At 62.7% G+C, this 24,189-nt stretch carries 20 protein-coding genes, 1 pseudogene and 1 riboswitch; of the genes and pseudogenes, 10 read left to right on the top strand and 11 right to left on the bottom strand.

Going from position 1 to position 24,189, the window contains the following annotated elements:
- Positions 1 to 227: 227 nt before the first annotated feature.
- Entirely contained in the window at positions 228 to 3,914 is a 3,687-nt protein-coding gene (gene metH / locus AC3Z8Y_RS12545) for a methionine synthase (protein WP_490086047.1), read from the bottom strand.
- 217 nt (positions 3,915 to 4,131) lie between these two features.
- Here metH and AC3Z8Y_RS12540 point away from each other — a divergent pair, with 217 nt between their 5' ends.
- Positions 4,132 to 5,166 (top strand): acyltransferase family protein, encoded by a 1,035-nt coding sequence (locus AC3Z8Y_RS12540; protein WP_490086046.1) that lies wholly within the window; start codon positions 4,132 to 4,134, stop codon positions 5,164 to 5,166.
- A gap of 57 nt (positions 5,167 to 5,223) precedes the next feature.
- A complete protein-coding gene (nfuA, locus tag AC3Z8Y_RS12535) occupies positions 5,224 to 5,808 on the top strand; it encodes a Fe-S biogenesis protein NfuA (RefSeq protein ID WP_490086045.1) in 585 nt (194 codons plus the stop codon).
- A gap of 70 nt (positions 5,809 to 5,878) precedes the next feature.
- On the opposite strand, the gene cobM is transcribed toward nfuA, so the two are convergent.
- From cobM to AC3Z8Y_RS12490, 9 genes are all read right to left on the bottom strand, one after another.
- Positions 5,879 to 6,628 (bottom strand): precorrin-4 C(11)-methyltransferase, encoded by a 750-nt coding sequence (gene cobM, locus AC3Z8Y_RS12530; RefSeq protein WP_490086044.1) that lies wholly within the window; start codon positions 6,626 to 6,628, stop codon positions 5,879 to 5,881.
- 37 nt (positions 6,629 to 6,665) lie between these two features.
- Positions 6,666 to 7,067, bottom strand: a complete 402-nt coding sequence (locus tag AC3Z8Y_RS12525; protein WP_490086043.1) for a cobalamin biosynthesis protein — start codon at positions 7,065 to 7,067, stop codon at positions 6,666 to 6,668.
- 5 nt (positions 7,068 to 7,072) lie between these two features.
- Positions 7,073 to 7,765: a CbtA family protein gene (locus AC3Z8Y_RS12520; RefSeq protein ID WP_490086042.1), complete on the bottom strand. Its 693-nt coding sequence runs from the start codon at positions 7,763 to 7,765 to the stop codon at positions 7,073 to 7,075.
- A gap of 10 nt (positions 7,766 to 7,775) precedes the next feature.
- Positions 7,776 to 7,964 carry a CbtB domain-containing protein gene (locus tag AC3Z8Y_RS12515; RefSeq protein WP_490086041.1) on the bottom strand — a complete coding sequence of 63 codons (189 nt, stop codon included), beginning with the start codon at positions 7,962 to 7,964 and terminating at the stop codon, positions 7,776 to 7,778.
- 78 nt (positions 7,965 to 8,042) lie between these two features.
- A riboswitch (cobalamin riboswitch) is annotated at positions 8,043 to 8,243 on the bottom strand.
- Positions 8,244 to 8,349: 106 nt separating this feature from the next.
- Entirely contained in the window at positions 8,350 to 8,625 is a 276-nt protein-coding gene (locus AC3Z8Y_RS12510) for a DUF2790 domain-containing protein (protein WP_181117601.1), read from the bottom strand.
- A gap of 160 nt (positions 8,626 to 8,785) precedes the next feature.
- Entirely contained in the window at positions 8,786 to 10,150 is a 1,365-nt protein-coding gene (gene lpdA, locus AC3Z8Y_RS12505) for a dihydrolipoyl dehydrogenase (protein ID WP_490086040.1), read from the bottom strand.
- A gap of 9 nt (positions 10,151 to 10,159) precedes the next feature.
- The gene (locus AC3Z8Y_RS12500; RefSeq protein ID WP_490086039.1) at positions 10,160 to 11,395 is read right to left on the bottom strand and encodes a dihydrolipoamide acetyltransferase family protein; all 1,236 of its coding nucleotides are present in this window, start codon (positions 11,393 to 11,395) and stop codon (positions 10,160 to 10,162) included.
- Positions 11,395 to 12,456: an alpha-ketoacid dehydrogenase subunit beta gene (locus AC3Z8Y_RS12495; protein WP_490086038.1), complete on the bottom strand. Its 1,062-nt coding sequence runs from the start codon at positions 12,454 to 12,456 to the stop codon at positions 11,395 to 11,397. The genes AC3Z8Y_RS12500 and AC3Z8Y_RS12495 overlap by 1 nt, the downstream gene beginning before the upstream one ends.
- 4 nt (positions 12,457 to 12,460) lie before the next feature.
- Positions 12,461 to 13,693: a 3-methyl-2-oxobutanoate dehydrogenase (2-methylpropanoyl-transferring) subunit alpha gene (locus AC3Z8Y_RS12490; RefSeq protein ID WP_490086037.1), complete on the bottom strand. Its 1,233-nt coding sequence runs from the start codon at positions 13,691 to 13,693 to the stop codon at positions 12,461 to 12,463.
- Between the two features lie 261 nt (positions 13,694 to 13,954).
- Here AC3Z8Y_RS12490 and AC3Z8Y_RS12485 point away from each other — a divergent pair, with 261 nt between their 5' ends.
- Together AC3Z8Y_RS12485 and AC3Z8Y_RS12480 are read left to right on the top strand one after the other, a co-directional pair.
- Positions 13,955 to 15,604: an MFS transporter gene (locus tag AC3Z8Y_RS12485; protein WP_490086036.1), complete on the top strand. Its 1,650-nt coding sequence runs from the start codon at positions 13,955 to 13,957 to the stop codon at positions 15,602 to 15,604.
- Entirely contained in the window at positions 15,601 to 16,770 is a 1,170-nt protein-coding gene (locus AC3Z8Y_RS12480; protein WP_490086035.1) for an HlyD family secretion protein, read from the top strand. The genes AC3Z8Y_RS12485 and AC3Z8Y_RS12480 overlap by 4 nt, the downstream gene beginning before the upstream one ends.
- A 5-nt stretch (positions 16,771 to 16,775) precedes the next feature.
- Here the strand turns inward: AC3Z8Y_RS12480 and AC3Z8Y_RS12475 are convergent, their stop codons facing one another.
- The gene (locus tag AC3Z8Y_RS12475) at positions 16,776 to 18,701 is read right to left on the bottom strand and encodes a hybrid sensor histidine kinase/response regulator (protein WP_490086034.1); all 1,926 of its coding nucleotides are present in this window, start codon (positions 18,699 to 18,701) and stop codon (positions 16,776 to 16,778) included.
- A 223-nt stretch (positions 18,702 to 18,924) separates the two neighbouring features.
- Between AC3Z8Y_RS12475 and AC3Z8Y_RS12470 the strand changes: the two genes are divergently transcribed.
- The 6 genes and pseudogenes from AC3Z8Y_RS12470 (at position 18,925) to AC3Z8Y_RS12445 (ending at position 24,186) form a co-directional block, all read left to right on the top strand.
- Positions 18,925 to 19,242, top strand: a complete 318-nt coding sequence (locus AC3Z8Y_RS12470) for an RcnB family protein (protein ID WP_490086033.1) — start codon at positions 18,925 to 18,927, stop codon at positions 19,240 to 19,242.
- A 150-nt stretch (positions 19,243 to 19,392) separates the two neighbouring features.
- Positions 19,393 to 20,169 (top strand): annotated as a pseudogene (locus AC3Z8Y_RS12465) (CHASE3 domain-containing protein); the annotation flags it as partial.
- Positions 20,161 to 21,024 (top strand): methyl-accepting chemotaxis protein, encoded by an 864-nt coding sequence (locus AC3Z8Y_RS12460; protein ID WP_490089994.1) that lies wholly within the window; start codon positions 20,161 to 20,163, stop codon positions 21,022 to 21,024. The pseudogene AC3Z8Y_RS12465 and the gene AC3Z8Y_RS12460, both read left to right, overlap by 9 nt.
- Positions 21,025 to 21,140: 116 nt before the next feature.
- The gene (locus AC3Z8Y_RS12455) at positions 21,141 to 21,359 is read left to right on the top strand and encodes a hypothetical protein (RefSeq protein WP_490086032.1); all 219 of its coding nucleotides are present in this window, start codon (positions 21,141 to 21,143) and stop codon (positions 21,357 to 21,359) included.
- A gap of 147 nt (positions 21,360 to 21,506) precedes the next feature.
- Positions 21,507 to 21,758: a metallothionein gene (locus AC3Z8Y_RS12450; RefSeq protein WP_181117591.1), complete on the top strand. Its 252-nt coding sequence runs from the start codon at positions 21,507 to 21,509 to the stop codon at positions 21,756 to 21,758.
- Between the two features lie 58 nt (positions 21,759 to 21,816).
- Positions 21,817 to 24,186, top strand: coding sequence for a DNA polymerase II (locus AC3Z8Y_RS12445; protein WP_490086031.1), 2,370 nt, complete (start codon positions 21,817 to 21,819; stop codon positions 24,184 to 24,186).
- The last annotated feature ends 3 nt before the right edge of the window (positions 24,187 to 24,189 follow it).

Raw genomic sequence — 24,189 nt, 5'->3', positions numbered from 1 at the left:
TCCACTGGGACGAACGTACCTCCATAACAATAAAGGTAGCTTTCATGCGCCATCTTTCCGTGAAGCACAAGAAGACCCCCCGGAACATCGATACCTGGGCCACCGCCTTCATGGTGATCTTGGTGGTAGCGGCGATCGCCTTCTGGGCGATCGCGCACTGATACCCGATTCGCGAGCTCCGCCCGCTTCCCACAGGGTTAGAGGGCTACTACCCTCGAACCCGGGCCTCAGCTTGGCTCATACCCCAGGTTGGGCGACAGCCAGCGCTCGCTGACCGCCTGCGCCTGGTTCTTGCGCCGGGAGTAGCTCTCTACCTGGTCACGGTCCACTTTGCCCACGGCAAAATATTGCGCCTGCGGATGCGCGAAATACCAGCCGCTCACGGCCGCAGTAGGGAACATGGCGTAATGCTCGGTGAGCGTCACGCCGCTGTCACCCTGTGGATCGAGCAATTCGAACAGCGTGCCTTTCTCGGTATGGTCCGGGCAGGCCGGGTAGCCAGGGGCAGGGCGGATGCCGCGGTATTGCTCGCGAATCAGCGCATCGTTGTCCAGCGCTTCGTCCTGGGCATAGCCCCAATACTCCTTGCGCACCTGCTGGTGCAGCCATTCGGCGCAGGCCTCGGCGAGGCGGTCAGCCAGGGCCTTGACCATGATCGAGTTGTAGTCGTCGCCATCGTCCTGATAGGCCTTGGCCACCTCTTCGGCGCCGATGCCGGCCGTGGTGATGAACCCGCCCATGTAGTCAGTAATGCCGCTGGCTTTCGGCGCCACAAAATCCGCCAGGCTGAAGTTCGGCTTACCGTCGGGCTTGATGGTCTGCTGGCGAAGGTGATGGAGCATGGCGAGCGGCTGGCCGTCATCGCCGTACACCTCGATATCGTCATCAGCCACCTGGTTAGCGGGCCAGAAGCCGAACACGGCGCGGGCCTTGATCAGCTTCTCGTCGATAAGCTTGCGCAGCATAGCCTGGGCATCGGCAAACAACGCCGTGGCAGCTTCACCCACTACCTCGTCAGTGAGGATGCGCGGGTACTTGCCCGCCAGGTCCCATGAAATGAAGAACGGCGTCCAGTCGATGAATTCGGCCAGCACGTTCAGGTCGATGTCGTCCAGCACCCGCGCGCCGGTAAAGGTCGGCTGCACAGGCTGGTAGTCCCATTTCGGCTTGGCGGCCACGGCGTGGGCATAACTCAGGCGTTCGGTGCGGTTGCCACGGGCCGCAGTGCGCTCGCGCACTTCGACATAATCCTTGCGTGTACGCTCCACGAAGCCAGGCTTTAGCTCCTTGGACAGCAGCTGGGTAGCCACGCCCACCGCCCGCGAGGCGTCGGTGACGTACACCACGGCATCATTGCTGTAACGCGGTTCGATCTTCACCGCCGTGTGCGCTTTGGAGGTGGTAGCGCCGCCGATCATCAGGGGCAGGTGGAAATCCTGGCGCTGCATTTCGCGGGCAACGTGGACCATCTCGTCCAGGGACGGGGTGATCAGGCCCGACAGCCCGATGATGTCGCATTTCTCCTCGCGAGCCACCTGCAGGATTTTCTCCGCCGGCACCATCACGCCCAGGTCGACGATGTCGTAGCCATTGCAGCCCAGCACCACGCCAACGATGTTCTTGCCAATGTCGTGGACGTCGCCCTTGACCGTGGCCATGAGGATTTTCCCCTTGGCTTCTGGCTTGTCGCCTTTCTCGGCTTCGATGAACGGAATCAGGTGGGCCACCGCCTGTTTCATGACCCGGGCGGACTTGACTACCTGCGGAAGGAACATCTTGCCCGCGCCGAACAGGTCACCCACCACGTTCATGCCGTTCATCAAAGGGCCTTCGATTACCTCGATAGGGCGGGCGAAGCCCTGACGAGAGAGCTCGGTGTCCTCGACGATGTAGGTGGTGATGCCTTTGACCAAGGCGTGTTCAAGCCGCTTGTTCACGTCCCAGCCACGCCACTCTTCGGTTTCCGCTTCCTTGGTGCTGCCGTCGCCACGGTACTGATCGGCGATGGCCAGCAAGGCTTCAGTGGCTTCGGTGCTGCGATTGAGCACCACGTCTTCAACCCGGTCACGCAGCGCGGCGGGGATTTCGTCGTAGATTTCCAGCTGGCCTGCGTTGACGATACCCATGGTCAGGCCATTGCGGATCGCGTGCAGCAAGAATACCGAGTGGATCGCTTCGCGCACCGGGTTGTTGCCACGGAACGAGAAGGACACGTTGGACACGCCACCGGAGGTGAGCGCGTAGGGCAGGTTGTCGCGTATCCAGCCGCAGGCGTTGATGAAGTCCACGGCATAGTTGTTGTGTTCTTCGATGCCAGTGGCGACCGCAAAGATGTTCGGGTCAAAGATGATGTCTTCGGGCGGGAAGCCCACCTGGTTCACCAAGATGTCGTAGGACCGCGCGCAGATTTCCACCTTGCGCTTCTCGGTATCTGCCTGGCCGTGTTCGTCGAACGCCATCACCACCACTGCCGCGCCGTAGCGCTTGCACAGGCGGGCATGGTGGATGAAGGCCTCCACGCCTTCCTTCATGCTGATGGAATTGACAATCCCCTTGCCCTGGATGCACTTGAGGCCTGCCTCAATCACGTCCCATTTGGAGGAATCGATCATGATCGGCACCCGGGAGATGTCCGGCTCGCCCGCGATCAGGTTGAGGAACGTCACCATGGCCTTCTGAGAGTCCAGCATGCCCTCGTCCATGTTGATGTCGATCACCTGAGCCCCGGCTTCCACTTGCTGCAGGGCCACTTCCAGCGCTTCGGTGTAGTTCTCCTCGCGGATCAGACGGGCGAAACGCGCCGAGCCGGTGATGTTGGTACGCTCGCCAACGTTCACGAACAGTGACTGCCGATCAATGGTGAACGGCTCCAGGCCCGAGAGCCGGCATGCCCGTGGAATGTCCGGAATGGCCCGCGGTGGGTGCGCGGCCACGGCCTTGGCAATGGCGGCGATATGGGCAGGGGTAGTGCCGCAGCAGCCGCCGACAATATTGAGGAAGCCGCTGCGGGCAAATTCCTCGACCGTTTCGGCCATTTGCTCCGGGGTTTCGTCGTATTCACCGAAGGCATTGGGCAGGCCGGCGTTGGGGTGCGCGGATACGTGCGTATCGGCCTTGTTGGACAGTTCTTCCAGATACGGGCGCAGCTCGCGAGCGCCCAGTGCGCAGTTCAGGCCCACGGAGATGGGGTTGGCATGGCGCACGGAGTTCCAGAACGCCTCGGTGGTTTGCCCCGAGAGCGTGCGGCCGGAAGCGTCGGTGATGGTACCCGACAGCATGATCGGCAACTCGAAGCCAAGCTCGTCGAACACAACCTGGACCGCAAAGATCGCCGCCTTGGCGTTCAGCGTATCGAAGATGGTTTCGATCAGGATCAGGTCCGCGCCGCCTTCGATCAGCCCGCGCGTGGCCTCGGTGTAGTTCTCCACCAGTTCGTCAAAGGTTACGTTGCGGTAGCCGGGGTTGTTCACATCCGGGGAAAGCGAGCAGGTACGACTGGTGGGGCCCAGCACGCCGGCAACGAAGCGGGGTTTGTCCGGCGTTTGCAAGGTTTTGGCGTCCGCCACCCGCCGTGCGACACGGGCGCCTTCCACGTTCAGTTCGTATACCAGGGTTTCCATGCCGTAATCGGCCTGGGATACCCGCGTGGCGTTGAAGGTGTTGGTTTCCAGGATGTCCGCGCCGGCATCGAGGTAGGCCGCCTCGATCTCGGCGATAACGTCCGGCCGCGACAGCAACAGCAGGTCGTTATTGCCCTTCACGTCGCTGGGCCAGTCCGCGAAACGCTCCCCGCGATAATCGCTTTCCTCGAGCCTGTAGCTCTGGATCATCGTCCCCATGCCGCCATCGAGAATCAGAATGCGGGATTTCAGCGCGTCGTTGAGGGCGGTCAGGCGAGCTTGGCGGTCAGTCATGGAGAAGGGCTCTGGTGCGGGCGGTAAAGGCAGCGATGATAGCAAACCTGAGACGCTTTACATCATGCCTGCCCTTTGCATGAATCCTGCTCATGTTCGCCTGTGCCGAATGTCTGAGCGAAAGATGAAATCTCCGACCTTTTCAGCCTTGTGTCAGTCCCAACTATGAAGTCGCGCCTCAAAGCGCGGGAGTGATTAGTAGGCAAAGGTAACCCTGATGTTGATTTCGATACAGGCACTACGCGCGATCGCCGCATGGATGGTGGTATGTCACCACTTCATGCAGATCTTCTTCAATTTTCAAGCCGCGGGCCCGGTCGGGCACCTGTTCGCTGCAAAAGGGTCGGTTGGGGTGGATATCTTCTTCGTGATCAGCGGGCTAGTGATCTACCTCTCCACCTACGACAAGCCGATGCAGGCGCGGGAGTTCCTGCTCAACCGCGCCATTAGGATTATTCCGGCTTACTGGTTCTACACCGTGGCGATGGGGCTGCTGTTGTACCTTGCCGGCCATTCCATGCCTCACGGGGCCGTGAACTGGCCGACGTTTATCCTTTCGCTACTGTTCATACCCGCTGAAAACCCCGGGGGCTATGGCTTGTACCCAACCTTGAACGTAGGCTGGACGCTGAATTACGAGATGTTCTTCTACGTGGTGTTCTCGTTGGCATTCCTCGCGCCTCGCGCCTGGCGCGCTGTATTCGTGGCCATCGCCTTGGTGGTGGGGAGCGAAGCCTTCAGCCGGTTAGGGTGGTCAGGGCGCTTCTACGCCAACAACATCATCTATGAGTTCCTGCTGGGCATCGCCCTGGGCATTGCCTGGCGCCGGGGCTGGATCGTCAAGGGCTTATGGTTGCCGCTCGGGATCATCGCTGCTAGCTGTACGATGATCTATCAACTTGAGCCCACCAACCGGCTGTTGAACTGGGGTTTGCCGAGCGCTGGTATCGTGGCAGCGTGCCTGGCGCTGGAACCACGGTTCTCTCACAGCAAGGTGCTGAAGACACTGGGCGACTGTTCGTACTCGGTTTACTTGGTGCACTTGCTGGTGCTGTACGCCGGCTGGTTTATCTATGAGCGCTTGGGTGTGAACCCCTATCTGGTGTTTGGCGTGTTCTGTGTCCCGATGATCCTCGCCACCTCATGGCTCAGTTACCAGTGGCTTGAAAAGCGCTTGTACCACCGGATGAAAGCCTGGATCGCCGGGGCCCGAGCCCCGTCGGCCCCGACGCTTTCCCGACAAAATTACTAGGACTTTCTCAAGGGCACGCTTTGCCGTAAACTGCGCGCAAGTCTGTGAGGAACCTACATGAGCACCATAACCATTACCGACGCCGCCCAGGATTACCTGGGCGACCTGCTCAACAAGCAGAACACCCCGGGCATCGGCATCCGTGTCTTCATCACCCAGCCCGGCACCCAGTACGCGGAAACCTGTATCGCCTACTGCAAGCCAGGCGAAGAAAAGCCCGACGATACCCCGCTGGGCCTTAAAAGCTTCACCGCCTGGATCGACGCCGTGAGCGAGCCCTTCCTCGATGACGCCGTGGTGGATTACGCCACCGACCGCATGGGCGGCCAGCTGACCATCAAGGCCCCTAACGCCAAGGTGCCGATGGTCAATGAGGACAGCCCGATCAACGAGCGCATCAACTACTACCTGCAAACCGAGATCAACCCCGGGTTGGCCAGCCACGGCGGCCAGGTCACGCTGATCGAAGTGGTAGAAGATGGCGTGGCGGTGCTTCAGTTCGGCGGTGGTTGCCAGGGCTGTGGCCAGGCGGACGTTACCCTGAAGGAAGGCATCGAGCGCACGCTGCTCGAGCGCATCCCGCAGCTCAAGGGCGTACGCGATGTGACCGACCATACCAACCGCGAGAATGCTTACTACTGAGTAAGTTTGTGGGCAGGGCGAGACGTCCTTCGCAGGCTGGCGCCAGCACCTAGGGCGGGGCGCCAGCGTCTTATTCCGCCCTGTACAGGTGCGCCCGCCCGGCGCGGTAGAGGGCGGAATCCTCGAACACTTCACTGCCCAGCACCCGGCCAACCAGAATCAGCGCCGTGCGCTTGAACACCTTGGCTTGGGCCTTGATTACGATATCGCCTAGCGTGCCCGTGACGTAATCCTCTTCCGGCCAGCTGGCTTTGTGAATCACGGCGATCGGGCAGTCCCGTCCGTAGTGGGGCGTCAGTTCCTCCACGATAGCCGCAAGATGGCTTACCCCAAGATGGACCGCCATGGTCGCGCCATGCCGGGCCAGGTCTTGCAGCGCTTCGCCGGCAGGCATTGGCGAGCGAGTGCCGTAGCGGGTAAGGATCACAGTCTGCGAAACACCGGGCAGGGTAAGTTCGGCGCCCAGCAGGGCAGCGCAGGCCGCCACGGCCGTTACGCCAGGCACAATTTCGTAGGGTATGCCCCGCGCGCGCAGGCAACGGATCTGCTCGCCGATCGCGCCATACAGGCTGGGGTCACCGGAATGCACCCGGGCAACGTCCAAGCCTTTGGTATGGGCGGCGGCGATCTCTTCGATGATTGCTTCCAGGTGCAACTCGGCACTGTTCACCACCCGTTGTGCAGTGTGTTGAGCGAGCAATGCTTCGGGCACCAGCGAGCCGGCATAGATGATCACCGGGCAGCTGCGGATCAGCCTCTGGCCCTTGACCGTAATCAAATCCGGGTCGCCGGGGCCGGCGCCAATAAAATAGACCGTCATTGCACAAGCCCTTATCCCGGGAATAGTTGAGCATTCTTCATGTTGAAGCCAAGGCCACCGTGGCCTGCGGAGAACACTGGCGGGTGATCAGCAGGCGAGGCGACAGCGTACTCAGCACTTGGCAGTGGGCGAGCGCGGCGCTTTCCGCTACGCCATGGCAGCCGGTATGGCGCCAGCTCACCTCCGAGCGTTGGCTCAAAAGCGGTTCGAACGGCGCCAGGGCAACGGCAGAATATCCGCCCAGGGGCATCATCAAGCGCCCGGCCAGGGCCACTAGCCCGGGCTCGTCCAGGCGGCGCTCGAGCGTCGCGATGCCGCGCAGTTCACTAGCGCTGGCGCCGACCAGTGCCAATGCCTGATTGAGCAGCCCTTGCAGTTCCGATACGGGGCAGCCCTGACGGCAACCGAAACCGGCCACCAGCCAGGCGCGCGTACTCACTGGAGTCAGGCCTGCGGGGCGCGACGGAACAACCAGGCACTGGCCAGGCCAAGCGCCAGCCAGAACACCACGTTGATGGCCTGCGCGGCCCAGCGGAACTGATGCTCGAGCGCTTCAGGGGCCAGGCTTTCATGAGTGGGCGGTTGCGGTGCGCCGATGATGTGCGGGATGACCAGCAATACCGCACCCGCTATTTTCAGCAGCCAGTTCGGGGAAAACACCATCAACGCCAACGCGACGGCAGTTGACGCTGCCGTACCGATCCACCACAGCTGACGCGAGGTCAGGTCTGCCGCTGCAGTGCCTGGCAATTCCGGCGGTAGCCCCAGGGTAGGCGCGAGGGTAAACACCGCATAGCCCGCCAGGCCCCATAGCAGCCCCTCGGCGGTGCGCCCGGGTGCACGCAGGGTGTACAGGCCGGCCAGCATCAGGGCAAAGCCCACCGCGACCACCAGGTTACCGCCTGTAGTGGACAGCAAGCGCTGCCAGCCGTCCTCGGGTTCCCACGCCGCTGCTTCGTGTTCATGCTCATGGGTGGCGGCACCCAGAGCCCCGTGCTCATGGGTAGCCGGTGCTGCGGTCTCGTAGGTTTCAGCCTGAAGGATCAACGGGCTGAGCCACAGGCTTTGCATGAACGTGAGCAGCAGGGCCGCGAACAGGCCGGCGAAGCCAGCGGTGCGCAGAATACGCGTCATCATGAACATGCCCTCAGTGGCAAGGGAAGGCTGCGCTGTGGCGGGTGTCATGGGCGGCATTGTGCACGGCGGGGATGTGTGAGAAACCGGCGAAATACACCAGCCCGGCGCCGAGCAGGGTAGCGAAGCACGCCGCGGTAACGCGTTGCGCAAGGGTGGAGGCGGGGCGAGTAATAACGTGGCTAGCAGTATGGGCGGACATGGCGCTTCCCTCAGGTGAGTGACGAGCAGGCGCCGAGCCTCCGCACAGCGGAGATCGGACAGCCCGCCCACCGCAGGTGTCAATGATGTCGATCGGGCCGGTCTCCGGGCTTGCGAGGGGCAGGCAGAAGCCGGCCGGTTCGTTCCCCCTTCCCATGCCTGTGCACAGTGGATTGGAAACGCACTCGCTTACCGTTGCGGGGGCAGCACCGGACTGGCCTTGCGGCGCACCGGTTTCCCGTTTCACCCTGCGAAGGGCACCCGAACGAAAGGCGTAAGGAAAGCATGCCAAGGTAGGAACGTCAAATCGAAGGTGCGCGGGCCGACACCTGCGCGCAAAAGCAAAAGCCCCGGGAGGGCCGGGGCTTTGGGTGCAACGCGGTGGTTCAACCGTTGGCGCGGTCGTCGTAGCCGCCTTGTTGCAGGTATTGCACCTTGTGCAGCTCACCTTTGCTGTCCTGGTAAACCATGGTCACCGGTACCACGCCGCTTTTGTTGCTGACGTCGGTCTTGGAGATGATTTTCTGGACATCCAGCTGCATGCCGTAGTGGTAGGTTTCGACCGGCAAATTAGCGGTAACGGCGCGGTCGGCACCATCCTGTGCAAAGGCGCCAGTGGCGAATACAGCGGTCAGGGCGGCGATGGCGAATGCGGTTTTCATGTTCGTGTCCTCGTTGGGTGATGAAGTGGCTTTTCGTTGGGGTTAGTAAACCGCCTCACGCGCCGTTCGAGAAATTGAACACTGTGCTGGCAACAATCACCGTTTTTGATAATGGCGCCAGCCGCTCTATGCAGCGGGTTCTGGCGCCTGACGGTCCATTTCAGATATGCAATGCATGCCCCAGCGCGCGCATTGCCGCTTCCTGCACCGCTTCGCCCAAGGTGGGATGGGCGTGAATGGTACCGGCGATGTCTTCAAGCCGCGCGCCCAGTTCCAGAGACTGGCTGAAGGCAGCTGCCAATTCCGACACGCCCGGGCCCACGGCTTGCCAACCGAGGATCAAGTGGTCATCTTCGCGTGCCACCACCCGCACGAAGCCGGTAGTCGCGCCCAGCGTCATTGCGCGGCCGTTGGCGGCAAAGGGGAAGCTGGCAACCAGCGCCTGGCTGCCGGCCTGTTCCGGCGTAAGCCCCGCCACCACGATTTCCGGGTCGGTATAGCACACCGCCGGGATCGCCCGGGGCGTGAACTCGCGACGGTGCCCCGCGATGAGCTCGGCCACCATCTCGCCTTGCGCCATCGCCCGGTGCGCGAGCATTGGTTCGCCGGTCACATCGCCGATGGCCCACACATCGGTCATGCTGGTGCGGCAACAGGTATCTACCTTGATAGCCCGCCCCGTCATGGCCAGATCAAGCGCCTCCAGCCCGTAGCGTTCGGTGCGAGGTGTGCGCCCTACCGCCACCAGCACACGGTCGGCCTCCAGCGCCACTGGCTCGCCGCCTGGCCCGCGCACGCTCAAACGTTGTGCGTCGGCGTCATAAGCCTCTACTGCATGGCCCTCAAGGGTGGCGATGCCCAGCTGCTTCATCCGCTGGGCCACGGGTTGGCTCAGTTCGGTGTCGTAGGCTGGCAACAACCTGGGCTGCGCTTCGATCACCGTGACCTGCGCGCCCAGCTTGCGGTAAGCGATGCCCAGTTCCAGGCCGATATAGCCGCCGCCAATCACTGCCAGATGGCGAGGCAGGCTGGAAGGGGACAGTGCTGCTGTGGAGTCGATGACCGCCCCGCCCAGCGGCAGGCCCGCAAGCGTAACGCTGCGCGAGCCGGTGGCCAGCACCAGGTGCTTGCAGTGGATACGGGTGTCGCCTACCTGCACCGTTTTACCGTCCACCAGCGTGCCATGGCCGTGGACCACCGTAATGTTGTGCTTTTTCAGCAAAGCGGCAACACCGCTGGTAAGCCGGTCGACCATGGTGTTCTTCCAGCCCACGGCGCTCGCGAGGTCCAGTTGCGGGTTCGAGGCGCTGACGCCGAATGGGGTAGGCTCGCTCACCTGATGAAAATGTTCGGCCACATGAATCAACGCCTTGGATGGGATGCAGCCTACGTTCAAGCAGGTGCCGCCTAACGCTTCAGCCTCCACCAGTACGGTGGGTATGCCCAACTGCCCGGCGCGAATGGCCGTGACGTAACCACCCGGGCCGCCGCCCAGGACCAACAGTTTTGTTTCCAGCGTGTGCATGGTCGGGCCTTATTCGATGAAAAGGGTGGCGGGCTGTTCGAGGAGCTGACGTATCGCCTGGATGAACCGGGCAGCGTCCATGCCATCCACCACCCGGTGGTCGAACGAACTGGAGAGGTTCATCATTTTGCGGATCACGATCTGGCCATCCACTACCATTGGCCGCTCGACCATCCGGTTCACCCCCACGATGGCCACTTCCGGCAGGTTCAGCACTGGCGTGGAAACGATACCCCCCAGCGCGCCGAGGCTGGTAAGGGTGATGGTCGACCCCGAGAGGATTTCGCGCTCCGCCTTGCCGTGGCGAGCCGCCGCTGCGATACGGGCGATTTCACGCGCATTGCCCCACAGGTCCTGTTGTTGGGCATCGCGCAGCACAGGTACCAGCAAGCCGTTGTCGCCTTGGGTCGCGATGCCGACATGCACCGCACTGTGGCGCTCCACCACCTGTTCTTCGTCGTTGTACCGAGCGTTGAGCTGGGGGAAATCGCGCAGTGCAACCACCAGCGCGCGCACCAGCAGCGGCAGCAGCGTGAGCTTGCCGCGCGCCTCGCCCCATTTACCGTTGAGTTGCAGGCGCAGCGCTTCCAACGCGGTAACGTCTATCTCCTCCACATAGCTGAAATGCGCGGCGCGGCGGGTTGCCTCCTGCATGCGCTCGGCGATCTTGCGGCGCAGGCCGATCACCGGCACTGCCTGGATATCGTCCTTGGTGGCGCAGGCCAGCCCTTGAACGGGCCGCTGCTGGGTGGCATCCAGATCGGCGTGAACGATGCGCCCCGCCGGGCCACTACCTTTGACGGCAGCCAGGTCGATCCCGGCGTCCCAGGCGCGCTTGCGCACGGCCGGGGAGGCCAGCGGGCGTTCGGTCGACACCTTGGGCTCTGGCACCTTGGCCACTACCTCAGGCGTAACCACCGGCTGAGGGGGTGGCGCAGCATCAGCCGGAGCAGGCGACGCCGCTGCAGGTGCAGGCGTTGCCGATACCTTGAGATTGCCGGCGCCTTCCACTTCGAGGCGGATCAGCTCACTGCCAACGGCCATGGTTTGCCCGGGCACAGCGCCCAGGGCGACAACCTGGCCAGAGACCGGGCTGGGGATTTCCACGGTGGCCTTGTCAGTCATCACGTCGGCCAGCACCTGGTCTTCGGTAACCGTATCCCCGACCTTCACGTACCACTCCACCAGTTCCACCTGGGCGATGCCTTCGCCAATGTCGGGCATCTTGATCACATGCTGGCCCATCAACGCACCTCCATCACGCGCTTGAGCGCCGCGCCCACGCGGGTGGGGCCGGGGAAATAAGCCCATTCCTGAGCGTGGGGGTAGGGGGTATCCCAGCCCGCCACCCGTTCGATAGGCGCCTCGAGCCAATAGAAGCAGTGCTCCTGAACCAAGGCCAACAGCTCGGCGCCCAGCCCGCAGGTTTGCGTAGCCTCATGCACGATCACGCAGCGGCGGGTTTTTTTCACGGAGGCCACCAGGGTGTCCAGGTCCAGTGGCCAGAGGCTGCGCAGGTCGATCACTTCCGCGTCCACGCCGGTCTCGCTGGCGGCCGCGAGAGCCACATGCACGGTGGTGCCATAGGTGATCACCGTCACCTCGCTGCCGGTGCGCACCACCGCAGCGCTGTCCAGCGGTACCCGGTAGTAACCTTCGGGCACGGCGCTGGCTGCATGGGCGGACCAGGCGGTCACCGGGCGATCGTGATGGCCGTCGAAGGGCCCGTTGTACAGGCGTTTGGGCTCCAGGAAGATCACCGGGTCATCGCATTCGATGGCGGCGATCAGCAAGCCTTTGGCGTCATAGGGGTTGGACGGCATCACGGTGCGCAACCCGCACACCTGGGTAAAGATGGCTTCCGGGCTCTGGCTGTGGGTTTGCCCGCCGTAGATCCCGCCACCGCACGGCATGCGCACCGTGATCGGCGCGGTGAAGTCGCCTGCGGAACGAAAACGCAAGCGCGCGGCCTCTGAGGTGAGCTGGTCGTAGGCCGGGTACACGTAGTCGGCAAACTGGATTTCGGCAACCGGGCGCAGCCCGTACGCACCCATGCCTACCGCCACTCCGACGATCCCGCTTTCTGAAATGGGCGTGTCAAACACACGACTTGTACCGTATTTGGCCTGCAAGCCCTCGGTGCAGCGGAACACCCCGCCGAAATACCCGACGTCTTCGCCGAAGGTGATTACGGTAGGGTCGCGTTCGAGCATCACGTCCAGGGCAGAGCGGATGGCCTGCACCATGGTCATGGCCCGGGTGTCCTGCGAGACGCTTGGATGGTCGATCTGTTGTGGGCTGTTCATGTGTTCAAATCCCCATCTGCTGGCGCTGGCGGCGCAGGTGCGCAGGCATGTCGTGATACACGTCCTCGAAGATGGTCGCGGCGCTGGCATACGCGTCGCCGCCGAGGGTGCCATGGCGCTCCGCTTCGCGGGTGGCGCTGATCACCTCCTGCTCGAGCTCGGCCACCAGGGCCTCGTGTTGGGCCTCGGACCATTCACCCAGGGCAATCAGGTGGCGCTTGAGGCGCAGGATCGGGTCCCCCAGCGGGAAGTGGGCCCAGTCATCGGCGGGGCGGTATTTGCTGGGATCGTCGGAGGTTGAGTGCGGGCCGGCGCGGTAGGTCACCCACTCGATCAGGGTTGGGCCCAGATTGCTGCGGGCGCGCTCCGCCGCCCAGCGGGAAACGGCGTGCACGGCCAGAAAATCGTTGCCATCCACCCGCAGCGAGGCGATCCCGCTGCCCACGCCACGGCCGGCGAAGGTCGTTGCCTCGCCGCCGGCAATGTGCTGGAAGCTGGAAATCGCCCACTGGTTGTTCACCACGTTGAGGATCACCGGCGCGCGGTACACGTGTGCGAAGGTAAGGGCGGTGTGGAAGTCCGATTCTGCGGTAGAGCCGTCACCGATCCAGGCCGATGCAATGCGGGTATCGCCGCGGATCGCCGAGGCCATGGCCCAGCCTACGCCCTGTACGAACTGTGTAGCCAGGTTGCCGGAAATACTGAAGAAGCCCGCGGCCTTGTTGGAATACATCACCGGCAGCTGACGGCCCTTGAGCGGGTCGCATTCGTTGGAAAACAGCTGGCAGATCATCTCGAACAGCGGTACCTGCCGCGCCAGCAGGATGCTTTGCTGCCGGTAGGTGGGAAAGCACATGTCATCGTTGCGCAGTGCCAAGGCGTGGGCAGTACCAATGGCTTCCTCGCCGAGGCTTTGCACGTAGAAAGACATTTTCTTTTGCCGCTGGGCGGTCACCATCCGGGTGTCGAATACCCGGGTTTTGACCATGGTTCTCAAGCCGGCATGGAGCGTTTCCATAGCGACCGGTTCGGCCCAGGGGCCTACGGCCTGATCGTTTTCGTCGAGTACGCGCACCAGGCCCACTGCCAGGTCGGCAGTGTCGCGTGCGTCAATATCAACGGGGGGTTTACGGGCGCTGCCGGCGGGGCGCAGCTGAAGGTAACTGAAGTCGGTCTGGCACCCTGGTCGGCCTGATGGCTCAGGCACGTGCAGGCGTAGCGGTTCATCGGCGTCCACGTTCTACAACCCTCGATCTTGTGTTTATTGGGGAGTTGCTGAAGCTGCATGGGAATAATTCTAGGCCCGCAAAGGTAGAGTTTTTTTCTCTTTTCACGCGAGGGTCCGCCACTGGGCAGGGCAAACATTCCACCTTGGGCTTGCGGGGAGGAAGAAATACCCTATGAGGTTCCACGCATTGCCAGGGATGGGTGAAGCCATCACGGCCGAAACTTTTTGTTCCGCGCCGCTACTAAGCCACAGTCAACTTCAGGTAAGGGTATGGATCGGTACGCACCCCGTGAATGGGAGCCCCACGAGCGGCCGTCGATGCCAGGCTCGCCGTCGACGCCCTTGCATCCTACGCCTCGCCGGATCGCTTATGCCCTGGTGGGGTTGCTGGTCGGTATCACCGGAGGGCTTGGCAATGCGCTGGTGACCGCAAACCTGGTGTACCTGCAAGGCGCCCTGGGGGTTACCAGTGCTGAAATAGCCTGGTTGCCGGCCGCCTATGTGATGACCAATGTGACCATGAACCTGCTGCTGGTGAAGTTTCGCCAGCAGTTCGGGCTGCGGGCCTTCACCGAGGTGTTCCTGGGCCTGTATGTGGTAGTGACCCTGGCGCACCTGTTCGTCAACGATCTGGGCTCGGCCATAGCCGTACGCGCGGCCCATGGCATGGTGGGCGCGGCGCTCAGCTCGCTGGGGCTGTATTACATGATCCAGGCATTGCCGGCGAAGTGGCGCCTCAAGGCGTTGGTGTTGGGCCTGGGCACGGCGCAGCTTGCGCTGCCGCTCGCCCGGTTGGTGTCTGAAGACCTTCTGCAGATTGCCGAATGGCGCGGCCTTTACCTGTTCGAGCTGGGCCTGGCAACCACCGCGCTGGCGTGTGTGTTCTGGCTCAAGCTGCCGCCAGGGGACCGCTTCCATACCTTCGAGCCGCTGGATTTCCTCACGTTCGCCTTACTCGCGCCGGGGGTGGGGCTGCTGGTTGCGGTGTTGTCCCTGGGCCGAATCGAATGGTGGCTTGAAGCGCCCTGGATTGGCATAGCGCTGGCCGCCGCTATCGTTTTGATCCTCGCCGGCCTGTGCATCGAGCATAACCGCCGCAATCCATTGCTGATGACCCGTTGGCTGGGTAGCGGCCCCATAGTGCGGCTCGGCCTGGCGGTGGTGCTGATCCGTATGGTCACCTCGGAACAATCCACCGGCGCGGTCGGCTTCATGCAGTACCTGAACATGGGCAGCGAGCAATTGTTCAGCCTGTACGTGGTGATGCTGATCGGCAGCGTGGCGGGGTTGGCGATCAGCGCGCTCACCATTCACCCTGACCATCTGTTCCGCCCGCTGCTGGTGTCGGTGGGAATGATGGCGATAGGCGCCTTGATGGACAGCTTTTCCAACAACCTCACACGGCCACCTCAGCTGTATGTAAGCCAGTTTCTGCTCGCCTTCGGCAGCACCTACTTCCTTGGCCCGACCATGGTGCTGGGTACTCGCAACGTCATTGCCAACCCACGCAACCTGGTGAGCTTTTCCGTACTATTCGGGATTGCCCAGAATCTGGGCGGGTTGTTGGGCTCCGCTTTGCTGGGCACCTGGCAAGTGGCCCGGGAGAAGTTTCACTCCAGTCATATCGTCGAGCAGCTGGTGGCCACCGATCCTCGTGTGGCTGCGCGGGTGAGCAGCGCAGGGGCAAGCTATGCCCAAGCCATCGCCGACACCCAGGCGCGCGCCATCCAAGGCCTGCGCGTACTGGCCAATGCCGCCACTCGCGAAGCGAACGTGATGGCCTACAACGATGTGTTCATGCTGATTGCGATCATCGCGATCCTTACGCTGATCTGGATGTCCATACGCGTACTCTGGCTCGCCAGTAATGCCCGCGCTGCCCAGGCAGCCAGCGCCCAATCTTCCGGCAATCGTTCATGACCGACACCACGCAGTCCACGCCGCAAGCCACTACGACCACCGCCATCGCCGCTACCCCGGAGGGCCAGACACCGCCCACTGACCGGGTGGCCGAAACGCGGCCCCGGCGCACGAAGATATTGTCCGCGCTGACCTTTGGCAGCCTTGCCCTGTTAGGGGTGATGGTGGTGCTTTACGCCTGGCAGTTGCCACCGTTCGCCAGCGCGATCGAGAGCACCGAAAATGCCTTGGTGCGCGGGCAGGTCACCCTTATCAGCCCACAGCTCAGCGGTTATGTGTTCGAGGTACCGGTTCAGGATTTCCAGTTCGTGAAAGCCGGGGACCTCTTGGTACGGCTGGACGATCGCATCTATCGCCAGCGCCTGGCCCAGGCTGAAGCCAACCTGGCGTCCCAGCGGGCGGCGCTGGCCAACAACCGGCAGCAAAAGCGCAGCGCACAGGCTACCGTGGAGCAGCGCAAGGCCGCCGTAGGCAGCGCCCAGGCGCAGGCCACCAAGGCCGCCGCCGACCTGCAGCGTAGCCTGGCCCTGGCCCCTGATGGCTCGATCTCACGCAGCGAGCTGGACGTCAGCCGGGCGGCCGCTGCCGAGGCGAAGGCCAGCCTGGCACAAGCCAACGCGGCGGTGAAAATTGCCGAGGAAGACTTGCGCAGCGTGGACGTAAACCGCGATTCGCTGGAGGCGGCGGTGAGCAACGCGGTGGCGGCGCTGGAACTGGCGCGCATCGACCTTGACAATACCCGGGTAACGGCCCCACGCGATGGGCAACTGGGCCAGATCGGGGTGCGCCTTGGCGGGTGGGTAAACTCGGGCGCGCAGTTGATGGCTCTGGTACCGGACACGGCGTGGGTCATCGCCAATTTCAAGGAAACCCAGATGGCCAACATGCGCATCGGTCAGCCGGCGAGCTTTACCGTGGACGCCCTCGATCACAGGCGCTTTACCGGGAAAATCCAGGAAATCGCGCCGGCCACCGGCATAGAGTTCAGCCTGCTGCAGGCCGACAACGCCACCGGCAACTTCGTAAAAATTGCCCAACGGATCCCCGTGCGCATTATTGTGGATCCTGACCAACCCGAGGTTCGCCGCCTGCGCCCCGGATTATCGGTGGTGGTCAGCGTGGACACCGGGTTTGAAGTAGAGCAGGACCGCCCGGTGGCCCGGTAGGAGCCCTACCACAGCTTCGCCAGCACCTGCGCAAGCATGGCCTGGTCGAACGGCTTGGCCAGCTGCGACACCACGGTTGGGGCAGCGTCGGTGTCTTCTCCGAAGCCGCTGACCAATACGACAGGCAAGGATGGGAGGCAACGGTGGGCGCGATCGATCAACTGCACACCCGACAAGCCGGGCATCATGTTATCGGTGACCAGCGCATCTACGGCCGCCCCGTGTTGCTCCAGCAGCGCCATCGCCTGCTCTGCCGAGGCTGCCGGGATTACCTGATAACCCAGGTCTTCCAGCATGGCAGTGGTGCTCATGAGGATCAGCGGGTCGTCGTCAACGGCCAGAATCACACGTTGGCCTACGGTGGTGGTCGCTTCGCCGGCAGGCTGGGCCGGGCCAACGGGGCTTTCCTCACCCGTGGCCACAGGGAACCAAAGCTCTGCGGTAGTGCCGCCGGGGCGTGTGCTGTGCAATATGAACTTGCCGCCGCTCTGCTCACACAGGCCATGAACCATCGACAACCCCAGCCCGGTCCCCTTGCCGATCCCTTTGGTGGTAAAGAACGGCTCGGTGGCCCGCGCCAACGTGGCGGCATCCATGCCTTCGCCGGTGTCGCGCAGGGACATGCACATATAACTGCCTGCTGGCACGCCCAGCGTATCGTTGGCCACTGCTCGTTCTCGCAACTCGATCGTCAGGGTGCCGCCGTTTGGCATGGCGTCCCTGGCGTTTACCGCCAAATTGAGCACAGCCAGTTCCAGTTGATTGCTGTCGGCCATTACCGGGCGGATAGACAGCGGGAAGCGCGTTTCAATATGGATGCGTGGCCCGATCGAACTCTGCAATAACTCGGACATCCCGCGGATGACTGCGCCGAGGTCCACTTGGGCCAGGCTGAGTTGCTGGCGACGGGCGAAGGCCAGCATGCGTTTGGTCAGCGATGCGCCGCGCTCTGCCCCCTGGATAGCGTTCTCCAGCAAGGGTGTGATGCGCGGGTCATGAGGCAGCCGTTTGCGCACGATCTCAAGGCTACCCAACACCACCATCAGCAGGTTGTTGAAGTCGTGGGCGATGCCGCCGGTGAGCTGGCCCAGCGACTCCATCTTCTGGGACTGGAACAACGCTTCGCGAGCCTGTTCCAGTGCCAGCTCCTTCTCCCGGGATTCGGTGATATCCCGCGTGACCTTGGCAAAGCCGATCAGCTCACCCGACTCGTTATGGATAGGGTCGATCACTACGTTCGCCCAGAAGGTGGTGCCATCCTTGCGCACCCGCCAGCCTTGATTCTCGAAGCGGCCCTCGGCCAATGCGGTGCGCAACCCGCGCTGCGGCTCCTGGCGCTCGCGCTCGGGCGCGGGGTAGAACATCGAGAAATGCTTGCCGATCACTTCCTCGGGCAGATAACCCTTGATGCGCTGTGCGCCAGCGTTCCAGTTGGTGATCATCCCTGTGGGGTCGAGCATGTAGATGGCGTAATCCACCACGCCTTGGACCAGCAGCCTGAATTGCTGCTCGCTGCGACGCAGTTCCTGCTCGGCCAAGCGCCGCTCGGTCAGGTCCCGTGTGACCTTGGCATAGCCCAGCACCGCGCCTCCCGATGAGTAGATGGGGTCGATGACTACGTGGCACCAGAAGCGGGTGCCGTCCTTGCGCACGCGCCAGCCCTCGTTCTCGAACCGCCCCTCCTGGGCTGCAATGGCGAGCGCGCGATCGGGCAAGCCCGCAGCCTTGTCCTCCTCGGTATAGAAACGGGAAAAGTGGTGCCCGAGGATTTCTGCCTCTTCATAGCCTTTGAACCGGCGAGCGCCGGTATTCCAGCTGGTAACCCGCCCATCAGGGCCCAGCATGTAAATGGCGTAATCGGTAACGGCATCGAGCAGCAGGCGGTAGCGGCTGCTGTCGTTGATCAGGTGCAGAGGGGCGCTGTCGGGCATGTGCGGCTTTACTCGGTAGGGCGGAGGGGGTCAGCCGGGCATTGATTTTAACGGCGCCCACGGCTGCTGCAAGCCTGACGTGCAAGCGGCTGCTGCCCGGTTCGGTTTTCCCTGCGCGGCGAAGAAACTTTCAGGCCCCGGCGGCTTCCATACGCAAAGGGGTTCGGCTGATGGCCGGGCCTTCGGAAAGTGGGCCGGTTGCCCGCCTGAGACGAGGTGAATGATGCGCGATAAACGATATGCGGTAGTACTGGCTGGCCTGCTGTGCCTCAGCCCACTGATGGCAAACGCCACCGACGAAAAACCCGGCGACTGCAAGCCCGACGCCGTATGGACCGACTTCCTCGGCCATGGCCGCTGCTATACCAACGGTGACAAGGCCCCGGACATGTACACCCGTGACGATACCGCTATCCATAACTGGAAGGAAAAAGGCCTGACGGCCCCTGATGACAACGCCCAATGGGTAGAGATCAAAGGCAAGTATGTGATGGTCAATCGCGAAAACTCGGTGATCAAAGAGATCCGCGACAAGAAGTGATCGGGGGAAATACCCACCTGGGTGGCGCTGCGCTTGCGCCACTCAGGAGATATGGCCGGCTCAGGCCGGGATACCAACCGCTGTAACGCAGCTACAGTTGTCTCTAGCGCGGCCTGAGTGTTCACGCCGTATTCCGCCAGAGGATTTCTCATGCTGTCGAAGCTCTCGATCACCCAGAAACTGAGCGCCGGTTTCGGCGTGATCATCCTTATCATTGTGGTACTGGTGGTAGTGGCGCGGCAGGGGTTTTCTCAAGTCAACGACAACGTGGACTGGACCATCCATACCTATCAGGTGATGGGACGGGCCGATCAGGCCCTCGAAGGCTTGCTCAACATCGAGACAGGCATGCGCGGCTTTGCCCTCACAGGCCAGGATGATTTCCTCGGCCCCTATAATCAGGGCCGGCAGACCTTCGAACAGGCCTGGACCGAACTGAAGAAGCTCACCTCCGACAATCCCACCCAACAGAAGCGACTGGACGACCTGCGCGGTGTTCAGCAAGCCTGGCTGAACCAGGACATCGAAGGCACCCTGGCCCTGCGCCGGCAGGTAAACGGTGGCACCCAGCCACTGAGCGCCCTGACCGAACGGATTATTGCCCGCCAGGACAAGACGCACATGGACGGCATGCGCGCGTTGCTGGCGGACATTCGTGCCGATGAGCAAAAGTTGCTTGGCACGCGCAGTGAGGCCCTGCAGGGCGCGGAACGTTTTGCGCTGGGCAGCCTTATCGTCGGCGGGCTGCTGGCCGCCTTGCTGGCGCTGGGCATTGCGGCGGGCCTATCGGCTTCCATTCGCCGCCGTATCAGCGGTGCGATCGAAGTTGCCCGAAGCATTGCCGCCGGGCGCCTGGACCAACGTATCGATGATCGTTCCAGCGACGAGATCGGCCAGCTTTACACCGCTTTCGCGGCCATGCAGCAGCGGTTGCGGGAGATGATTCATGAAATTCTGTCAGGCAGCCAGAACCTGGTGGTGGCAGCGCGCAACATCGCTTCCACCTCCAATGACCTGTCCAATGCCGCGCAGGACCAGTCCAGCTCGGCCGCTACCATGGCGGCAACCGTTGAACAATTGACCGTCAGCATCAGCCATGTGGCCAGCAGCGCCACCGAGGCCAGGGACATCTCCGCCGACTCCGGACAGCAATCTCACGAGGGCGGGGCGGTTATCCAGCAAACGCTGCAAAGCATGGGGCAGATCGCCGGAACGGTGCAGACGTCCGCCGACCAGGTGGCCGAACTGGGCCGGCAGATCGAGCAGATCACCTCCATCGTGAATGTGATTACGGCCATTTCCGAGCAAACCAACCTGCTGGCCCTCAACGCCGCCATCGAGGCGGCCCGGGCCGGCGAACAGGGCCGTGGTTTTGCGGTAGTGGCGGACGAGGTACGCCTGCTCGCGCAGCGTACCGGCAAGTCCACTCAGGAAATTGGCGACATGATCCAGAAGATCCAGAGCAGTGCGCATGAGGCGGTCAGCAAGATGGAGGTTGGCGTAGAGCAGGTGAACGACGGCTTGCGCCTGGCGCAGACAGCCAATCAGGCCATTGACCATATTCGCGGCGGTTCAGGAAAGATCATCGCGGCCGTAGATCAGATATCGGTTGCCCTGCAACAGCAATCGGCCGCCAGCCAGGACGTGGCGCGCAACGTGGAGCGTATCGCACAGATGGCGCAGCACGCGAACCACGGTATCGCCGGCGCATCGCGCAGTGCCGAGGAAATCGAGCGGCTGGCGCAGGCGCTGGAACGGCAGGTACGACAATTCAGCTTGTAGCACCGATGTATCATCCACGCTGATGTTTACTATGCGCGCGTTGATTTTCCCGGCGGCGGCGAGGGCGGTTAAGGTTACTCCACACACAGTTACCCACCCCCTGAAGGAGCTTCACCATGAAACGTGCCATCGCCCTTGCCCTCGCCGTATCAGCCTTTTCCGCCGCCAGTGCCTATGCCGTGCCTCAGCAGCCTTCGATGATCGCTCACACTGCTACCGCCACCGCCGCTGCCGCCAAGGTTGTCGCCAGCCAGGCACAACCGGCCGCCAAGGACAAAGCCGTACTGGTCGCCGACAACCGCAAGGAATTCGGTTCGCAGTACCAGCGCTACTGAGTAACACCGTTGCAAGCCCAGGCGATGCCCCTGAAAAGGGGCATCGCTTTTTGCATTATTGGAAACTTCCCCTGCGCCGCGCCATTCATAACCTTGAGGCCGTAACGAAAAGGCTCACCGCCTTACACCCAGCGCCTGGAGACTGAAATGGCAGACAAGACATGTAACTGTTCCGGCTGCGACTGCACCGCCGAGCACACCGAAGGGGTTGAAGTAAAAGGGCAGTGGTACTGCTGCGTGGCCTGTTCGGTCGATCACCTGGACGGCGAGCCCTGCGCCATGGCCGGTTGCGAATGTGGTAGCACGGGGGTGAAAACCCGTGAGGAAGGCAAGGGGCACGACAAGGTCGACCATGCAGTAGACGAAACCTTTCCGGCCAGTGACCCCATTTCACCCTGACCTGTCGGCAGCGGGGAAGGGCGGGTAAACTTGCCAGCCCCCTTGCGAGGACTTCGCGTTGCCCCTGCGCCATGGTTTCATCCTCACCCGCCATTGGGCCGATACGGCCGAGGGCACCGAGGTTACCCTTTGGCTGGCCACCGATGACGGCCCGTTGTGCCTGCGCTTGCCGTGTCAGCCGCAAGTAGCCTTCCTGCCGCAGGCCCAACAGGCACGCGCTGAGCAATTGATCTCAGGCGAAGCGGGGGTGTCGATCCGCGCGTTGTCTCTGAAGGACTTTCGTCACCGGCCGGTAGCTGGCTTGTACTGCTTGCACTACCGGCAATTGCTGGACCTAGCGCAGCGGCTGCGCCAGTGCGGGGTCGATGTGTATGAAGCAGACGTGCGCCCCGCTGACCGGTACCTGATGGAGCGCTTCATAACCGCCCCGGTCTCCTTTATGGCGCATGCCTCGGGCGACGACACCTGGCGGGGTGATGTGCGCCCGGCGCCGGCCTACCGCCCGCAGCTGAAGATGGTGTCGCTGGACATCGAAACGGACCGGCACGGCAACCTGTTCTGTATAGGCCTGGAGGGCTGCGGCCAGCGTGTGGTGATGATGCTGGGTGCGCGCCCCTTGCAACCGGCCGAGGCGGATTTCCACCTTGAGTACTTTCCCGATACGCCTGCGCTGCTCACTGCCTTGAATGGCTGGTTCGCCGACCATGACCCGGACGGCATCATCGGCTGGAACCTGGTGCAGTTCGACCTGCGCATCCTGAACGAGCACAGCCGGCGCTATGGCGTACCGCTGCTACCCGGGCGCGGTGGTCAGGCCATGAGCTGGCGGGAGCATCCGGAACATGCGCATTACTTCGCATCGGCGGCGGGGCGCCTGATCATCGACGGCATCGAGGGCCTTCGCTCGGCGTTCTGGCGGTTCGAATCGTTCAGCCTCGAGCACGTTGCGCAGACCTTGCTGGGCGAGGGCAAGGCTATCGATAACGTGTACCAGCGCCTGGCCTCCATCGAACGCATGTTTACCGAGGACAAGCCGGCGCTCGCGCGGTACAACCTGCGCGATTGCGAACTGGTCACGCGGATTTTCGACCACACCCAGCTGCTGGCCTTCATGCTGGAGCGTGCCTGCGTCACCGGCCTGCCGGTCGACCGCAACGGGGGATCCGTGGCGGCGTTCGACCACCTTTACCTGCCCGCCATGCATCGGCTTGGCCGTGTGGCCCCCAACCGGGGCGAGCGTATGCCGCAGGCCAGCCCCGGTGGCTTCGTGATGGATTCACGGCCCGGGTTGTACGCCTCGGTACTGGTGCTGGATTACAAAAGCCTGTACCCCTCGATCATCCGCACGTTCCTGATTGACCCGGTAGGGTTGATCGAGGGTTTGGCCGCTCCGGAAAAGGCGGTCGAGGGTTTTCGCGACGCTTGGTTCTCCCGCGACTGCCACGCACTGCCCACCATCGTCGATCGAGTATGGAAAGGCCGCGAGCAGGCCAAACGCGACGGCAACGTGCCGCTGGCCCAGGCGTTGAAGATCATCATGAATGCCTTCTACGGCGTGCTCGGCTCGCCTGGTTGCCGCTTTTTCGACCCTCGGCTGGCATCCTCCATCACCCTGCGCGGCCAGCAAATCATGCGGCAAACCCGGGAGCTGATCGAAGCCCAAGGGTATACCGTGATCTACGGGGATACCGATTCCACCTTCGTATGGCTCAAGCGCGAACACACCGAGGACGAAGCCCGCGCCATCGGCTCGCGTCTGGTAGCGCACGTCAATCACTGGTGGCGGGAGCATCTGGCGGGCACGCTCGGCCTGACCAGCGCCTTGGAGTTGCAATTCGAGACGCATTTCAAACGCTTCCTGATGCCCACCATTCGTGGCGCGGAGGAAGGCAGCAAGAAACGCTACGCAGGCTTGGTGGAAGCCGACGGCGAAGGCCCGCATATGGTGTTCAAAGGGTTGGAAACCGTACGCACCGACTGGTCACCGCTTGCCCGGGAGTTTCAGCAGGCGTTGTACCTGAAGGTGTTCACGGGCGAACCTTGCCAGAACTATGTTCGGGAGTACGTTCAGCGGACCCGCGCCGGGGCGCTGGACCCGCTGCTGGTTTACCGCAAGCGCTTGCGGCGACCCTTGGCCGATTATGTCCGTAACGTGCCGCCCCATGTTCGGGCAGCCCGCCTGGCCGATGCCTACAACCATGCCCACGGCCGCCCGGCGCAATACCAACGGGGCGGCTGGATCAGTTATGTCATGACCACCCAAGGGCCGGAACCACTGGAAGCGCGAAAGGCGCCGCTCGATTACGAACATTACATCAGCCGCCAGTTACAGCCTGTGGCCGACGCCATCTTGCCGTTTATAGGGGAAGACTTCAGCGATTTGACCGGAGAACAGTTAGGGCTGTTCGAGCACAGCCCCCGGCGCTAATCG

It is taken from the genome of Pseudomonas sp. 3MAES_34.3B (genome assembly GCF_058145875.1).
Note: the sequence above shows the minus strand (reverse complement) of the source record. Positions and strands in the feature narration are given on the sequence as shown.

Excerpts from the sequence above, each read along its gene's own strand:
- metH (WP_490086047.1), bottom strand. The coding sequence starts at position 3,914 with ATGACTGACCGCCAAGCTCGCCTGACCGCCCTCAACGACGCGCTGAAA.
- AC3Z8Y_RS12540 (WP_490086046.1), top strand. The coding sequence starts at position 4,132 with ATGTTGATTTCGATACAGGCACTACGCGCGATCGCCGCATGGATGGTG.
- nfuA (WP_490086045.1), top strand. The coding sequence starts at position 5,224 with ATGAGCACCATAACCATTACCGACGCCGCCCAGGATTACCTGGGCGAC.
- cobM (WP_490086044.1), bottom strand. The coding sequence starts at position 6,628 with ATGACGGTCTATTTTATTGGCGCCGGCCCCGGCGACCCGGATTTGATT.
- AC3Z8Y_RS12520 (WP_490086042.1), bottom strand. The coding sequence starts at position 7,765 with ATGATGACGCGTATTCTGCGCACCGCTGGCTTCGCCGGCCTGTTCGCG.
- AC3Z8Y_RS12515 (WP_490086041.1), bottom strand. The coding sequence starts at position 7,964 with ATGTCCGCCCATACTGCTAGCCACGTTATTACTCGCCCCGCCTCCACC.
- AC3Z8Y_RS12510 (WP_181117601.1), bottom strand. The coding sequence starts at position 8,625 with ATGAAAACCGCATTCGCCATCGCCGCCCTGACCGCTGTATTCGCCACT.
- lpdA (WP_490086040.1), bottom strand. The coding sequence starts at position 10,150 with ATGCACACGCTGGAAACAAAACTGTTGGTCCTGGGCGGCGGCCCGGGT.
- AC3Z8Y_RS12500 (WP_490086039.1), bottom strand. The coding sequence starts at position 11,395 with ATGGGCCAGCATGTGATCAAGATGCCCGACATTGGCGAAGGCATCGCC.
- AC3Z8Y_RS12495 (WP_490086038.1), bottom strand. The coding sequence starts at position 12,456 with ATGAACAGCCCACAACAGATCGACCATCCAAGCGTCTCGCAGGACACC.
- AC3Z8Y_RS12485 (WP_490086036.1), top strand. The coding sequence starts at position 13,955 with ATGGATCGGTACGCACCCCGTGAATGGGAGCCCCACGAGCGGCCGTCG.
- AC3Z8Y_RS12480 (WP_490086035.1), top strand. The coding sequence starts at position 15,601 with ATGACCGACACCACGCAGTCCACGCCGCAAGCCACTACGACCACCGCC.
- AC3Z8Y_RS12475 (WP_490086034.1), bottom strand. The coding sequence starts at position 18,701 with ATGCCCGACAGCGCCCCTCTGCACCTGATCAACGACAGCAGCCGCTAC.
- AC3Z8Y_RS12470 (WP_490086033.1), top strand. The coding sequence starts at position 18,925 with ATGCGCGATAAACGATATGCGGTAGTACTGGCTGGCCTGCTGTGCCTC.
- AC3Z8Y_RS12460 (WP_490089994.1), top strand. The coding sequence starts at position 20,161 with ATGCAGCAGCGGTTGCGGGAGATGATTCATGAAATTCTGTCAGGCAGC.
- AC3Z8Y_RS12455 (WP_490086032.1), top strand. The coding sequence starts at position 21,141 with ATGAAACGTGCCATCGCCCTTGCCCTCGCCGTATCAGCCTTTTCCGCC.
- AC3Z8Y_RS12450 (WP_181117591.1), top strand. The coding sequence starts at position 21,507 with ATGGCAGACAAGACATGTAACTGTTCCGGCTGCGACTGCACCGCCGAG.